General features: G+C 68.3%; 12 protein-coding genes. 8 read left to right on the forward strand and 4 right to left on the reverse strand.

The genetic code is table 11. The annotated features are described in order from the left end of the window. Window positions 1-29: 29 nt before the first annotated feature. Window positions 30-1,427 carry a dihydrolipoyl dehydrogenase gene (lpdA, locus tag WFJ97_RS00230; protein WP_336640092.1) on the reverse strand — a complete coding sequence of 466 codons (1,398 nt, stop codon included), beginning with the start codon at window positions 1,425-1,427 and terminating at the stop codon, window positions 30-32. Between the two features lie 9 nt (window positions 1,428-1,436). Continuing rightward, on the reverse strand, window positions 1,437-2,102 hold the full coding sequence (locus WFJ97_RS00235) for a copper resistance protein CopC (protein WP_336640093.1): 666 nt from the start codon (window positions 2,100-2,102) through the stop codon (window positions 1,437-1,439). A 112-nt stretch (window positions 2,103-2,214) separates the two neighbouring features. On the opposite strand from WFJ97_RS00235, the gene WFJ97_RS00240 reads away from it, so the two are divergent. From WFJ97_RS00240 to WFJ97_RS00250, 3 genes are all read left to right on the forward strand, one after another. After that, complete coding sequence (locus WFJ97_RS00240) at window positions 2,215-2,700, forward strand: FHA domain-containing protein (protein ID WP_247622064.1); 486 nt, start codon at window positions 2,215-2,217, stop codon at window positions 2,698-2,700. Beyond that, the gene (ftsR, locus tag WFJ97_RS00245) at window positions 2,700-3,380 is read left to right on the forward strand and encodes a transcriptional regulator FtsR (protein ID WP_247622065.1); all 681 of its coding nucleotides are present in this window, start codon (window positions 2,700-2,702) and stop codon (window positions 3,378-3,380) included. Before WFJ97_RS00240 ends, ftsR begins: the two co-directional genes overlap by 1 nt. 99 nt (window positions 3,381-3,479) lie before the next feature. Further along, window positions 3,480-4,025 carry a MerR family transcriptional regulator gene (locus WFJ97_RS00250; protein WP_247622066.1) on the forward strand — a complete coding sequence of 182 codons (546 nt, stop codon included), beginning with the start codon at window positions 3,480-3,482 and terminating at the stop codon, window positions 4,023-4,025. A 69-nt stretch (window positions 4,026-4,094) separates the two neighbouring features. On the opposite strand, the gene WFJ97_RS00255 is transcribed toward WFJ97_RS00250, so the two are convergent. Then, entirely contained in the window at window positions 4,095-4,907 is an 813-nt protein-coding gene (locus WFJ97_RS00255) for a ParA family protein (RefSeq protein ID WP_247622067.1), read from the reverse strand. Between the two features lie 93 nt (window positions 4,908-5,000). On the opposite strand from WFJ97_RS00255, the gene WFJ97_RS00260 reads away from it, so the two are divergent. From WFJ97_RS00260 to def, 3 genes are all read left to right on the forward strand, one after another. Then, window positions 5,001-8,408, forward strand: coding sequence for a pyruvate carboxylase (locus WFJ97_RS00260; RefSeq protein WP_336640094.1), 3,408 nt, complete (start codon window positions 5,001-5,003; stop codon window positions 8,406-8,408). Window positions 8,409-8,474: 66 nt separating this feature from the next. Then, window positions 8,475-9,890 (forward strand): MinD/ParA family ATP-binding protein, encoded by a 1,416-nt coding sequence (locus WFJ97_RS00265; RefSeq protein ID WP_336640095.1) that lies wholly within the window; start codon window positions 8,475-8,477, stop codon window positions 9,888-9,890. Continuing rightward, window positions 9,887-10,378: a peptide deformylase gene (def, locus tag WFJ97_RS00270; protein ID WP_336640096.1), complete on the forward strand. Its 492-nt coding sequence runs from the start codon at window positions 9,887-9,889 to the stop codon at window positions 10,376-10,378. The genes WFJ97_RS00265 and def overlap by 4 nt, the downstream gene beginning before the upstream one ends. A gap of 90 nt (window positions 10,379-10,468) precedes the next feature. Here the strand turns inward: def and WFJ97_RS00275 are convergent, their stop codons facing one another. Next, a complete protein-coding gene (locus WFJ97_RS00275) occupies window positions 10,469-12,301 on the reverse strand; it encodes an AMP-dependent synthetase/ligase (RefSeq protein ID WP_247622071.1) in 1,833 nt (610 codons plus the stop codon). A gap of 150 nt (window positions 12,302-12,451) precedes the next feature. On the opposite strand from WFJ97_RS00275, the gene WFJ97_RS00280 reads away from it, so the two are divergent. Together WFJ97_RS00280 and WFJ97_RS00285 are read left to right on the forward strand one after the other, a co-directional pair. Further along, window positions 12,452-13,150, forward strand: coding sequence for a lysophospholipid acyltransferase family protein (locus WFJ97_RS00280; RefSeq protein ID WP_247622072.1), 699 nt, complete (start codon window positions 12,452-12,454; stop codon window positions 13,148-13,150). 37 nt (window positions 13,151-13,187) lie between these two features. Next, window positions 13,188-14,528, forward strand: a complete 1,341-nt coding sequence (locus WFJ97_RS00285) for a class II 3-deoxy-7-phosphoheptulonate synthase (RefSeq protein ID WP_247622073.1) — start codon at window positions 13,188-13,190, stop codon at window positions 14,526-14,528. The last annotated feature ends 84 nt before the right edge of the window (window positions 14,529-14,612 follow it).

A 14,612-nucleotide genomic window follows, 5' to 3' on the forward strand; every position in this document is an offset into this window, starting at 1 on the left:
GGCGGCGCCTTCGAGAGGCGCGCGGGTGATCAGAAGTTGATCATGTGTCCTGCGAGGCCGTGGAAGCCCTCCTGCAGTGCCTCCGACAGCGTCGGGTGCGTGTGCACGTTGCGCGCCAGCTCGAGCGCGGTGAGGTCCCACTTCTGGGCCAGCGTCAACTCGGGCAGCAGCTCCGAGACGTCGGGGCCGATCATGTGGGCGCCGATGAGTTCGAGGTGCTCGGCGTCGGCGATGAGCTTGACGAAGCCGACCGGCTCACCGAGGCCGTGCGCCTTGCCGTTGGCCATGAACGGGAAGCTGACGACCTTGATGTCGCGCCCCTCGTCCTTCGCCTGCTGCTCGGTGAGGCCGAACGACGCCACCTGCGGCGAGCAGAACGTCGCGCGCGGCATCATGCGGTAGTCGCCGAGGGTCATGGTCTCGGCGTTGCCGATGGTCTCGGCGGCGACGACACCCTGGGCCTCGGCCACGTGGGCCAGCTGCAGCTTGGCGGTCACGTCGCCGATGGCATAGATACCCTCGACGTTGGTGCGCATGTGGTCGTCGATCGCGATCGCGCCGCGCTCGGTGAGCTCGACACCGGTCTTCTCGAGGCCGAAGCCCTCGACGCGCGGGGCGAAGCCGATCGACATGAGCACCTTCGAGGCCTCGATCGAGCCGGACTGGCCGTCCTTGCCCGTGTAGGTGACCGTGACGGACGAACCGTTGTCGACGACCGTCTCGACCTTGGTCGAGGTGAGGATATCGACGCCGTAGTTCTTGTACTGCTTGGCGATCTCCTTCGAGACGTCGGCGTCCTCGTTGGGGAGGGCACGGTCGAGGAACTCGATGATCGTGACCTTCACGCCGTAGTTCGTCATGACGTAGGCGAACTCCATGCCGATCGCGCCGGCACCGACGATGACGATCGATTCCGGGAGCTCGCGGCTCATGATCTGCTCTTCGTAGGTGACCACGTTCTCGCTGAGCGTGACGCCGGGGAGCAGGCGCACCGTCGAACCGGTCGCGATGATGACGTTGTCGAAGGTTACCTCTTCGGTCGTGCCGTCGGACTTGGCGACCGAGATGGCCTTCGGGCCGGTGAACGTGCCGCGGCCGTCGTACTCGGTGACCTTGTTCTTCTTCATCAGGAAGCGGATGCCCTTGACGCGGCCGTCGGCCACGACACGGCTGCGGTCGAACGCCTTGCCGTAGTCGAGCGAGAACTCGCCCGAGATGCCGAAGAAGTCGGCCTTGTGCTTCAGGGTGTGGGCGATCTCCGCGTTCTTCAGGAGGGCCTTGGAGGGGATGCAGCCGACGTTGAGGCAGACACCACCCCAGTACTTCTCCTCGATGATGGCGGTGGACAGGCCGAGCTGCGCGCTGCGAACCGCAGCGACGTATCCACCAGGACCTGCACCGAGGATGACGACGTCGTAATGAGGCATGCGTTAAGCCTATCGCGCCGCGGAGTCGTCGGAACCGGTCGGCGAGGCGCTGCGGCGACGCCGCGAGAGGATGACGGCCAGCGTGATCCCGGCAGCGATCACCAGGATGCCGAGGACGACGAGGATCCAGATCCAGGCCGGTGAGGATGCGGCGTCCGCGGGGTCGTCGGCCGTGAGGGTCGGCGTCGCGGTGGGCGTCGCGGTCGCGGTCGGGGACGCGAACGGTGCGGAAGCCGACTCCGTCGCGGTCGGCGTCGGATCGGCGGTCGGCATGGTGCTGTTGGTGACCGTGAAGGTGAACTCCTTCGACGTTGGATGCCCGTCGCTGGAGACCACCCGCCACTGCACGCGGTACAGGCCGGAGTCGGCCTCGGCGAGCAACGGCTGGGTTACGGTCGCTCCTTCGACCGTGGGGTCTCCGTTCGAGACCAGATTCTCGTTCGCGTCGAGAACCCGCACTTCAGTTCCGTTCCCGCCGCTGATCAAATCAGCGCTGAACGTCAGGACGATCTCCGGAGGGAGCACATCAACCGTCGAGTCCGCCGCCGGAGACGAGGAGATCAGGTCGTCGTGGGCCGAAGCCGACAGGGGCGCGAAGAGCACGAGGAAGGCGGCGAGAAGGGCCGCGGCGAGAGCGAAGGGCGCGGTCGAGCGCCGGAGAATGGTGGTCTGCACCCCACCACCCTAGGAATATCCGGTGTGCGATGCCTGAATGTGGGAATCGACTGTGGATGCGGCTCCCGCGGGGGCCTCGGCATCCGATAGTCTGGTCGATCAGGAGGGCAAAGTGACAGACAGCGAGAGCCGACCGGCCGCAGAAGCGGCGATTCACCGATCCGGCGAGCAGAAGCACGACGTGACGCAGACGTTCGGGCACGATTCCGACCTGTCGTTCGTTCCCTTCGGCGTGGAACTGACCGAGGTCGAGCAGTCGGCGATCGCCGCGCTTCCCTCCGGATCCGCGTTGCTGCTGGTGCGCTCCGGCGCGCTGGCGGGTGCACGCTACCTCCTCGACACCGACGTGACTACGATCGGGCGTCACCCCGAGGCCGACATCTTCTTCGACGACGTGACGGTCTCACGTCGGCACGCCGAGGTCACTCGGAACGGCGCGGCGTTCGAGATCATCGATCAGCGGTCGCTGAACGGCACGTACGTCAACGGCGAGCGGTTCGACCGCAGCCCCCTGGTCGACGGAGCAGAGGTGCGCGTCGGCAAGTTCCGGCTGAACTTCTTCGCCTCCCCGGTCGACCGCGCAGCGGCCAACGCCTGATGGCGGCTTCCCCGGCCCGCGAACGATCTGCGTCCGCGGGTCTTCTGAGCATCGGTCAGGTCCTCGCACGTCTGACGCCCGATTTCCCCGATCTCACCTCCAGCAAGCTGCGGTTCCTCGAGGTACAGGGCATCGTCACCCCCTCGCGCACGGAGTCGGGCTACCGCAAGTTCTCGCAGGCCGACATCGAGCGCCTGCGTCTCGGTCTCACGCTCCAGCGCGATCACTACCTTCCGCTGAGCGTGATCCGCGAGCAGCTGGACGAGGCGAGCACGGAGTCCGCTGCCCTTACGCCTCCGCCGTCGATCACCCCGACGCCGCGCCGCTACCGCCGTACCGAGCTGCTCTCCGCGGCGGGTGCGGGCCCTCAGCTGCTGAACGACGCGATCAGCACCGGCGTCATCACCGCGCAGGAGACATACCCCGAAGCCACGGTCGCCCTGCTGCGCGGATTGGTCGCCCTCGACCGTCACGGCATCGAGCCGCGGCACTTGCGCGCACTGCGTCAGGGGGCGGACCGCGAGGTCGCTCTCATCGAGTCCGCGCTCTCCGCGCTGCTGCGGCGGACCGACGCCGCATCGCGCGCCAAGGCGAGCGAATTGGCGCCGGAACTGGCGTCGAAGATCGACGAGGTCCGCGGGCTCTTCGTCAAGGAAGCGCTCACGCGCGTCCTTTCGTAACGAACTGATTGCGACACACCTTCGCGGTGTCGCGGATGTCGTTGCCGCCCCGGGGGTGCTGCTCTAGCGTGGAGGTAACCGTTCCAGGGAGGATTTGAAATGAATGCGGATGAGCTCACAGGCGACCCGCGGTTCGTGCCCGAACTCCTCTTCACCGACGGTCTCCCGGCGATGGACGACGAGGTCGGATACCGCGGAGCGGTCGCCGCTCGTGCCGCCGGCATCACCTACCGCCAGCTCGACTACTGGGCCCGCACGGAACTGGTCGTTCCGACCGTCCGCGGCGCCAGCGGGTCGGGCTCGCAGCGTCTCTACGGTTTCCGCGACATCCTCGTGCTCAAGCTCGTGAAGAGCCTTCTCGACACCGGTATCTCGCTGCAGCAGATCCGCACCGCGGTCGAAGAGCTGCGTCGCGCCGGCATCCGCGATCTCGCCGGCACCACGCTCATGAGCGACGGTGCCTCGGTGTACCTGTGCACCTCGAACGACGAGGTCATCGACCTCGTCAGCCGCGGCCAGGGCGTGTTCGGCATCGCCGTGGGCAAGGTGCTCCGCGAGGTCGAGTCCACCCTGGTGGAGTTCGACCCCACGGCTCCGGACCCCGTCGACGAGCTGGCCAGCCGCCGCTCGAAGCGCTCCGCCTGACCCACCGTCCGACGGACACAAGAACGGCCATCCTCGTTGAGGATGGCCGTTTCTCATGTCGACGAGGCGTTACGCCTGCTGTCCGGTCTCGGGGACCGGGATGCGCCCCGTTCGGATGATGCGATCGAGGAGCTGATCGAAGTCGGCGGCGAGTTCCTGCGCCGAGTCGCCCGGCCAGATGTGCAGCGGCTTGGCGGCGCCCTGCGCCTGCTGGAGCGACGTGCGCTCGGGGAGCTGGGGGGAGAGGACGAGCGGTCCGAACATGTCGCGCAGTTCCTTGATGCGGAACTGGTGCTCGATCGACTGCGGGCGCACACGGTTCACGACGATGCCCAACGGCTGCAGGCGGGGGGAGAGTCCGCGGCGGATCTCCTCGATCGCGCGCAGGGCGCGGTCGGCCGCGGCCACCGAGAACAGGCCGGGCTCGGTGACGACCATCACGCGGTCGCTCGCGGCCCAGGCCGTACGCGTGAGGGCGTTGAGCGACGGCGCGCAGTCGATGAGAACGAGGTCGTAGTCGGCCTCGACGGCCGCGAGAGCCTCCTCGAGCTTCCACACGTCGCGCACGCTGGGGTGCGGGCCGTCGAAGTTGATCGCCGACGGGCTGCCGATGAGCACGTCGATCGTGCCGGGGTGCACCTTCGCCCAGCCGCTGGAGGTGATCGCCTGGCGGACGACCTTCTCCTTCGGGTTCGCCAGGACATCGGCGATGTTGAGTCGTCCTGCCACCTGGATGTCCATGCCGGTGGACACATCGGACTGCGGGTCGAGGTCGACGACGAGAGTACGGACGCCCCGGGCGAAGGCCGCTGAGGCCAGGCCGAGGGTCACGGTCGTCTTGCCGACGCCTCCCTTGAGAGAGCTGACGCTGAGTACGTGCACGGACTCCACGTTACCTTGCCCTAGTCTGGGGGGACACTCAGCCCCGCCCCATGTGCGCGCATCCACGCGCACATCGAGCTCCCAGAGGTGTGCATGTTCCAGAAGATCCTTGTGGCCAACCGCGGCGAGATCGCGATCCGTGCCTTCCGCGCGGCCTACGAAGTCGGAGCCAGGACCGTCGCGGTCTTCCCGCATGAGGATCGGGGCTCCGTGCACCGCCTCAAGGCGGACGAGGCCTACGAGATCGGCGAGCGCGGGCATCCGGTGCGCGCGTACCTGAACGTCGACGAGATCATCCGCGTCGCGCTCGAGTCCGGCGCCGACGCGATCTACCCCGGCTATGGCTTCCTGTCCGAGAACCCGGAGTTGGCCGAGAAGGCCGCCGCCAACGGCATCGTGTTCATCGGTCCGCCCGCCGCCGTGCTCGAGATGGCCGGCAACAAGGTCGAGGCCAAGCGCCACGCCGTCGAGGCCGGTGTGCCCGTGCTGCGCTCGACCGAGGCATCCGCCGACGTCGAGGCGCTGGTGTCGCAGGCCGCCGACATCGGTTTCCCCCTCTTCGCGAAGGCCGTGGCCGGCGGTGGAGGGCGCGGAATGCGTCGCGTCGAGAGCGCCGCCGAGCTCGCCCCCGCACTCGCCGAGGCGATGCGCGAAGCGGACAGCGCCTTCGGCGACCCACGGATGTTCCTCGAGCAGGCCGTGGTGCGTCCCCGTCACATCGAGGTGCAGATCCTCGCCGACAAGACCGGTGAGACGGTGCACCTCTTCGAGCGCGACTGCTCGGTGCAGCGCCGTCATCAGAAGGTCGTCGAGATCGCCCCGGCGCCGAACCTCGACGACGGCATCCGCACCGCCCTGCACGGATACGCCGTCGCCTTCGCGCGGTCGATCGGGTACGAGAACGCCGGCACGGTCGAGTTCCTGCTCGAGACCGCCGGGGAGCGGGCGGGTGAGGTCGTCTTCATCGAGATGAACCCACGGATCCAGGTCGAGCACACGGTCACCGAAGAGGTCACCGATGTCGACCTCGTCCAGAGCCAGATGCGCATCGCCTCCGGTCAGACGCTGGCGGAGCTCGGCCTGCAGCAGCAGAACCTGCAGCTGCGGGGTGCGGCCCTCCAGTGCCGGATCACGACCGAGGATCCCACGCAGGGCTTCCGCCCGGACACGGGGAAGATCACGACGTACCGATCGCCCGGCGGCGCCGGCATCCGTCTCGACGGCGGAACGGTGCACCAGGGAGCGCAGATCAGCCCCCACTTCGATTCGATGCTGTCGAAGCTGACCTGCCGCGGGCGCGACTTCCCCGCGGCGGTCGCCCGCGCGCGTCGTGCGCTGGCGGAGTTCCGCATCCGCGGCGTCTCGACGAACATCCCGTTCCTGCAGGCGCTGCTCGACGACGACGCCTTCGTCGCCGGTGACCTCAGCACCTCGTTCATCGACGAGCGTCCCGAACTGCTGCGCGGACGGGTATCGAAGGACCGCGGCACCAAGATCCTCAACTGGCTGGTCGACGTCACCGTCAACAAGCCGAACGGTGCGCACCCGGGGGCCGTCGATCCTCGCACGAAGCTGCCGGCGATCGACCTCGCCGCCGAGCCGGTGCCCGGCTCGCGTCAGCGCCTCCTCGAACTCGGACCGGAAGGGTTCGCGGCCGAACTGCGCGCGCAGAGCGCGCTGGCGATCACCGAGACCACCTTCCGCGATGCGCATCAGTCGCTGCTCGCCACGCGAGTGCGCACGAAGGACCTCGTCGCGGCCGCTCCCTACGTCGCTCGACTGACACCGGGCCTGCTCTCGGTCGAGGCATGGGGCGGGGCGACCTACGACGTCGCGCTCCGGTTCCTGGGCGAGGACCCCTGGGAGCGCCTCGACAAGCTGCGCGCGGAACTCCCGAACGTGGCGATCCAGATGCTTCTCCGCGGGCGGAACACGGTCGGCTACACGCCGTACCCGACGGCCGTCACCGATGCCTTCGTGGCCGAGGCCGCCGCGAGCGGTGTCGACATCTTCCGCATCTTCGACGCCCTCAACGATGTCGAGCAGATGCGTCCGGCGATCGCGGCGGTCCGGCGCACCGGGACGGCGGTCGCGGAGGTCGCGCTCTGCTACACCGGCGACCTGTTGAATCCGGCCGAGGACCTCTACACGCTCGACTACTACCTCGGCCTCGCCGAGAAGATCGTCGATGCCGGGGCGCACATCATCGCCATCAAGGACATGGCGGGCCTGCTGCGTCCGGCGGCCGCCGCGAAACTCGTCTCCGCGCTGCGCGAGCGCTTCGACCTCCCGGTGCACCTGCACACGCACGACACCCCGGGCGGGCAACTCGCCACGCTCCTGGCCGCCAGCGCCGCCGGTGTCGACGCGGTGGATGCCGCATCCGCTCCGCTGTCGGGCACGACGAGCCAGCCCTCGCTGTCGGCGCTGGTCGCCGCGCTCGCGCACACCGACCGCGACAGCGGCATCGATCTCGCGGGCGTCTCGGATCTCGAGCCGTACTGGGAAGCCGTACGGCATCAGTACGCGCCGTTCGAGTCGGGTCTCCCGGGGCCCACGGGGCGCGTGTACCACCACGAGATCCCGGGTGGCCAGCTCTCGAATCTGCGTCAGCAGGCCAAAGCGCTCGGCCTCGCCGACGACTTCGAGCTGATCGAGGACATGTACGCCGCCGCCGACCGGATCCTCGGTCGCGTGCCGAAGGTCACGCCCTCGTCGAAGGTGGTCGGCGATCTCGCCCTGCACCTCGCCGCGGTGAAGGCCGACCCGGCCGATTTCGAGGCGAACCCCGAGAAGTACGACGTGCCGGACTCGGTCGTCGGCTTCATGGCCGGAGAGCTCGGCGACCTGCCGGGCGGATGGCCGGAGCCGTTCCGATCGAAGGTGCTCGCGGGGCGCACGGTCCGCGTCGGGCTGACCGAGCTCACGGCCGACGACGAGTCGGCCCTCGCGGGCGACAGCGCGACACGACGTTCGCGACTGAACACCCTGCTCTTCCCGGCGCCGATGCAGGAGTTCAGCCAGATGCGCGAACTCTTCGGCGATCTGTCGGTGCTCGACACCAGCGACTACCTGTACGGCCTCGTGGCGGGGCAGGAGCATCTGGTCGAGATCGACCGTGGCGTGCAACTGTACGTCGGGCTCGAGGCGATCGGCGACGCCGATGACCGCGGCATCCGCACCGTGATGACGACTCTCAACGGCCAGCTCCGACCGGTCTTCGTGCGAGATCGCGCGATCTCCGTCGACGCCCACGAGGTCGAGAAGGCCGACACCTCCGTTCCCGGTCAGGTCGCCGCTCCGTTCTCGGGAGTCGTCACCCTGAAGGCCGAGATCGGGGCCACGGTCCGAGCCGGTGAGCCCGTCGCGTCGATCGAGGCGATGAAGATGGAGGCCGCGATCACGGCACCCGTCGACGGTGTCGTCGAGCGCCACGCGATCTCGTCGACGCAGCAGGTCGACGCCGGCGATCTTTTGGTCGTCATCCGTCCCGCGCACTAACCTTGTCCGGGCGGGGGCAGCGCACGATGTGGCGCGCCCTCGCCTGCGCATGCTTGGAGCGAGACAGTGACCCCGAAGAACACCCCTGATCCCCGCGAGGACGACGCGATGGGGGTGCTCGACGACGCCGCGTCCGTCGCGACGACCGGCATCGGCATCCTCGGCGGAACCGCCCAGGTGAGCGTCGTCATGCCGCAGGAGCACGATGACGATCTCGCCGATGAAGAGGTCATCGACGGCGAGGTCGACGAGGCCGTCATCGCCGACATCGTGCTGGAGGATGCCGTCATCGCGGTGTCCTCCGCACCGATCGCCGCCGCCGTCGAGGAGGTCGTCGCCGAGGCCGAGCCTGTTCCCGAGGCCGAGCCTGTTCCCGAGCCCGAGCCCGAGCCCGAGCCCGTTGTGGTGCCTGCTCCCACCCCCGTGAAGGAGACCGCTCCCGTGGAGAGCCCGAAGAAGTCCGTCGCACCACGCACCGCTCCGCCGGAGGTGACGCTGACGTCCAAGCGACTCGGCGATCTGAGCGGCGCCAATCGCGAATCCGCCGATCTGCTCACGACCGACCGGTTGCTCGATCCGCATCGCGTGACGAAGCCCGAACCCGAGGGCGCCTGGAGCCACCTGCTCTACTCGATCTCCGGCCGACGGATCAACATCGGCGACGGGCGTCGCGCGCGCGAGCGCAAGGCGCTCTCCGCTCGGATCGCCGCTCCGCTGCCCGGCGGAGCCCGGTTCGTCCCGGTGCTCTCCCGCAAGGGCGGGGTGGGGAAGACCGCGATCACGGCTCTGCTGGGCATGGCGCTGGCGGATGCTCGTGACGACCGTGTCATCGCGATCGACGCGAATCCCGACCGGGGAACGCTCGCCGATCGGATCGTGCGTCCGCAGCACACGAAGTCGGTGCGCGATCTCGTGCGCATCCACGATCAGGTGACCGGGTACCACGACATCTCGGCGGTCGTCGCACGCGATGCGACGCGGCTCGACGTGCTCGCCTCTGACACCGATCCGCGCATCGCCGAAGCGTTCAGCGACACCGACTACCGCGACGTGGCGGATCTGGCCGCGCACTACTATTCGTTGGTTCTCACCGATACCGGTACGGGCATCGTGCACTCGGTGATGGCGGCCACGCTCGATCTCGCCGACCGTATCGTCATCGTCTCGGGCCTCAGCGTCGACGAGGCGCGTTTGGCGTCCGAGACCCTGACCTGGTTGGAGACGAACGGGTTCGAGGATCGCGCGCACGAGGCGATCGTCGTGCTCAACCACTCCACGCCCGGCACGCCGCTCGTGCGGGTGAACGAGCTGGAGGCGCACTTCGCCTCCCGCGTCCGCAGCGTGGTGCAGATGCCCTACGACGCGCAGCTCGCCGCCGGCGGTGCGATCGTGTTCGCGAACCTGCAGCCCGAGACGCGTCTCGCGGCGCGTCAACTCGCCGCGCTGCTGGTCGAAGGACTGCGGACGGAGGCATCCGCATGACCGTCCGTGAGATCCGGATCTTCGGCGATCCCGTGCTGCGCACCGTGTGCGCACCGATCGACGAGATCGACGACGGCGTCCGTGCTCTCGTGACCGACCTCGTCGAGACCGTGGAGCTGCCCGGGCGCGCCGGCGTCGCGGCGCCGCAGATCGGTGTCGCGTTGCGGGCGTTCAGCTACAACGTCGACGGCGACATCGGATACGTGATCAACCCCGTCCTCACCGAGGTGCGCGGGGAGCCCGTGCCCACGGGTGAGGGGTGCCTGTCTGTGCCCGGCCTCTGGCACGACGCGCTGCGGTACCCCTGGGCTCGCGTCGAGGGCATCGATCTCGACGGCGCACCGGTCGTGCTCGAAGGAGAGGGGCTGCTCGCGCAGGCTCTGCAGCACGAGACCGACCACCTCGACGGCAAGCTCTACCTCTCGCGTCTCGATCCCGAGACGCGGCGCACGGCGATGCGCCAGGTGCGCGAGAGCGACTGGTTCTGACGCCGGTACCTCCTTCTCCGAACGAGAAAGCCCTCTGCGCGACGTGCGCAGAGGGCTCTCCTGTTCCGGAGGGGTGATCTCGGGGAGAGCTCAGCCGCCGATCGCGACGTTCGTCGTCGACACGGGCTCGTCGTAGATCGCCGAGATCTCGTCCGCGAAGTCGTTCATGATCACGTTCCGCTTGATCGAGAGCTTCGGAGTGAGGTGGCCGGATGCCTCGGTCCACTCCGACTCCAGCACGGTGAACTTGCGGATCGACTCCGCGCGGGAGACACGGGCGTTGGCGGCATCGACTGCTCGCTGGATCTCGGCGCGCACGGCATCGTTCTTCGCGGCATCCGCGAGCGTCATGTCGGCGGCGAGGCCGTTGTTGGCGAGCCACGTCGGCAGCATCTCCGAGTCGAGTGTGACGAGCGCCGAGATGAACGGCTTCTGGTCGCCGACGACGACGACCTGACCGATGATCGGGTTCGCGCGGATCGGGTCCTCGAGGGCCGCCGGGGCGACGTTCTTGCCGCCGGCGGTGACGATGATCTCCTTCTTGCGACCCGTGATGGTGAGGAAGCCCTCGGAGTCGAAGCTGCCGATGTCGCCGGTACGGAACCAGCCGCCCTCGCTGAACGCCTCGGCCGTCGCCTCCGGGTTGTTCCAGTACTCCTTGAACACGTTGATCCCACGCACCTCGATCTCGCCGTCGTCGGCCAGGCGGACGCCCACCCCGGGGAGCGCCGGGCCGACCGTGCCGATCTTCGACTTGTCCGCGAGGTTCACGGTCGCGGGGGCGGTCGTCTCGGTGAGGCCGTAGCCCTCGAGGATGACGACGCCGAGGCTGTGGAAGAAGTGCCCGAGGCGCGGCCCGAGCGGGGCGGAGCCCGAGACGGCGTAGGCGACGTTGCCACCCATCGCCTCGCGCAGCTTGCTGTAGACGAGCTTGTTGAACAGGGCGAACTTGAGCTTCGTGCCGAACGGGATCTTCTTGCCCTCTTCGACGAGCTTGGAGTGCTCGATCGCCACATCGGCGGCCGCGCGGAAGATCTTGCCCTTGCCGCCGGCCTCTGCCTTCTGCTCGGCGGAGTTGTAGACCTTCTCGAACACGCGGGGGACCGCGAGCAGGAAGGTCGGCTTGAACGACCCGAGCGCCGGAAGGAGCTGGCGGGTGTCGGGCTGGTGACCCGTGCGGACGCCGGCGTGGATGTCGAGGATCGAGATGAATCGCGCGAACACGTGAGCGGTGGTGATGAAGAGGAGCGTCGAGGCGCCCGGCACCTGCACGACCTCGTCCAGCGCCTTGGCGGAGTTGCGTGAGAGCTCGACGAAGTTGGAGTGGGTGAGGACGCAACCCTTGGGGCGACCCGTCGAGCCCGAGGTGTAGATGAGGGTCGCGATGTCCGAACCCACGGCGAGCGACCGGCGACGTTCGATCTCGGCATCCTCGACCGACGCGCCCTGGGCGGTGAGGGTGTCGATGGCGCCGAGGTGCAGCTGCCAGACCTCGCGGATGAGCGGGAGGTCGCCGCGCACCTCGTCGACGCGGGCGAAGTGCTCGGGCGACTCGACGATCAGGGCGATCGCTCCGGAGTCCTCGAGGATCCACTGGATCTGCGACGGCGAGCTCGTCTCGTAGATCGGCACCATCACGGCGCCGGCGTAGAAGAGGGCGAAGTCGACGAGCGTCCACTCGTACGTGGTCCGGGCGAGGAAGCCGACCTTCTCGCCGGGCTGGATGCCGGCGGCGGCGAAGCCCTTCGCCAGCGCGATCACGGCGGTCTGGAAGTCGGCGGCGGAGATGTCGCGCCATCCGTCCCGGTCGGGGACGGCGAACAGAGCGCGGTCGGGAGTGGCGCGGACGCGTTCGACCAGGAGGTCGGCGACGTTCGCGTCGGGGTCGGCGGGGACGACGGCGGGAACTTCAAACTGGACCACGGCAGCTCCTTCGGTACCGGTCGGGTACGGGTTCCTCCCGAGTCTAGGGCATGACACCGGGTCGCACACCTGGTGGAACTGGGTCGCTTCCCGAGGCTTGTTCCTGGGAAGTTTCCGGCGGAGAGCGATCACGGCGCTAGACTCACGACGGTGTTCTACTGGCTGATGAAGTACGTCGTGATCGGCCCCGTGGTCAAGGCGATCTTCCGTCCCTGGATCGTGGGCCGCAAGAACGTGCCCGCGAGCGGTGCGGCGATCCTCGCCAGCAACCACCTCTCCTTCGCCGACTCGATCTTCCTGCCCCTGGTCATCGACCGGAAGATGTCGTTCCTCGCGAAGAGCGACTACTTCACCGGGCGCGGTCTCAAGGGATGGGCGACCAAGTTCTTCATGAGCGCCACCGGACAGATCCCGATCGACCGGTCGGGTGGCAAGGCATCCGAAGCGTCGCTGAACACGGGGCTCCAGGTGCTCGGTGGGGGAGACCTGCTCGGCATCTATCCCGAGGGCACGCGCAGCCCCGACGGAACGCTCTACCGCGGACGCACCGGCATCGCGCGGATGGCGCTGGAGGCGAAGGTTCCAGTCGTGCCCGTGATCATGGTCGACACCGATACGGCGATGCCGATCGGGCAGAGACTGCCACGGATCGTGCGCGTCGGTATCGTGATCGGCGAGCCGCTCGATTTCTCGCGCTACGCGGGTATGGAGAACGATCGGTACATCCTCCGTTCCGTCACCGACGAGATCATGGTCGCGCTGCAGCGGCTCGGGGAGCAGAAGTACGAGGACGTCTACGCATCGACCGTGAAGGACCGTCTTCCGGTCCGCGTCACACGACGTTCCTGACGCCGACGACGCGCCGCACGACCACTAGGCTGGGATGATGCTCCCGCACGATATCGACGCCCTGGACGCGTGGCGCTCGCTCCCGATCAAGCAGCAGCCGCAGTGGCCCGACGCCGAGCGCGTCGCCGAGGTCTCTCGACAGATCGCGGCCCTGCCGCCGCTGGTTTTCGCCGGCGAGGTCGACAACCTCCGCGACCGTCTCGCCCGCGCGGCTTCCGGCCGCGCATTCCTGCTCCAGGGCGGTGACTGCGCCGAGACGTTCGCCGGTGCGACCGCCGAGCAGATCCGCAACCGCATCAAGACGGTGCTGCAGATGGCCGTCGTGCTCACGTATGGCGCCTCGATGCCCATCGTCAAGATGGGCCGTATGGCCGGGCAGTTCGCCAAGCCCCGCTCGAGCGACTCCGAGACCCGGGGCGACGTCACGCTGCCGGCGTACCGGGGCGACATCGTCAACGGCTACGACTTCACCGAGGGCTCGCGCCAGGCCGACCCGGGACGCCTGTTGCAGGGGTACCACACGGCGGCATCGACGCTGAACCTCATCCGCGCGTTCACGCAGGGCGGGTTCGCCGACCTGCGTGAGGTGCACTCGTGGAACAAGGGCTTCGCGCAGAACCCGGCGAACCAGCGTTACGAGCGCATGGCGGCCGAGATCGATCGCGCGATCAAGTTCATGGAGGCGGCCGGCGCCGACTTCGACGAGCTCAAGCGCGTGGAGTTCTTCACGGGCCACGAGGGTCTGCTCATGGACTACGAGCGCCCGATGACGCGCATCGACTCGCGAACCGACACGCCGTACAACACGTCGGCGCACTTCCTCTGGATCGGGGAGCGCACGCGTGACCTCGACGGTGCGCACGTCGATTACTTCTCGAAGATCCGCAACCCCATCGGAGTGAAGCTGGGGCCGACGACGACGCCCGAGACGGCTCTCGAGCTCATCGACAAGCTCGACCCGAACCGTGAGCCGGGACGCCTCACCTTCATCACGCGCATGGGTGCCGGAAAGATCCGTGACGCGCTCCCGCCTCTCCTCGAGGCCGTGCGCGACTCGGGCGCGACCCCGCTGTGGGTCACGGACCCGATGCACGGAAACGGCATCACGACGCCGACCGGATACAAGACGCGTCGTTTCGACGACGTGGTCGACGAGGTGCGCGGGTTCTTCGAGGCGCACCGCGCCGTCGGCACGTTCCCGGGCGGCATCCACGTCGAGCTCACGGGCGACGACGTGACCGAATGCCTCGGCGGATCCGAGCACATCGACGAGGCCGCACTGGCGACCCGGTACGAGAGCCTCTGCGACCCGCGCCTGAACCACATGCAGTCCCTCGAGCTGGCGTTCCTCGTCGCCGAGGAGCTCGAAAAGCGCTGACACCGCATCTTCGACCGACGAAGGCCGCACCCCGGATCCCGGTGGTGCGGCCTTCGTCGTCGTGTGCCTTCGTCCAGGGAACGG

Origin of the sequence: Microbacterium sp. USHLN272 (assembly GCF_037149655.1) — a bacterium.
Lineage (GTDB): Bacteria > Actinomycetota > Actinomycetes > Actinomycetales > Microbacteriaceae > Microbacterium > Microbacterium galbinum.

What these genes read in the sequence shown, in the direction of transcription:
- lpdA (WP_336640092.1), bottom strand. Translation starts at nt 1,427, where the DNA reads ATGCCTCATTACGACGTCGTCATCCTCGGTGCAGGTCCTGGTGGATAC.
- ftsR (WP_247622065.1), top strand. Translation starts at nt 2,700, where the DNA reads ATGGCGGCTTCCCCGGCCCGCGAACGATCTGCGTCCGCGGGTCTTCTG.
- WFJ97_RS00250 (WP_247622066.1), top strand. Translation starts at nt 3,480, where the DNA reads ATGAATGCGGATGAGCTCACAGGCGACCCGCGGTTCGTGCCCGAACTC.
- WFJ97_RS00260 (WP_336640094.1), top strand. Translation starts at nt 5,001, where the DNA reads ATGTTCCAGAAGATCCTTGTGGCCAACCGCGGCGAGATCGCGATCCGT.
- def (WP_336640096.1), top strand. Translation starts at nt 9,887, where the DNA reads ATGACCGTCCGTGAGATCCGGATCTTCGGCGATCCCGTGCTGCGCACC.
- WFJ97_RS00285 (WP_247622073.1), top strand. Translation starts at nt 13,188, where the DNA reads ATGCTCCCGCACGATATCGACGCCCTGGACGCGTGGCGCTCGCTCCCG.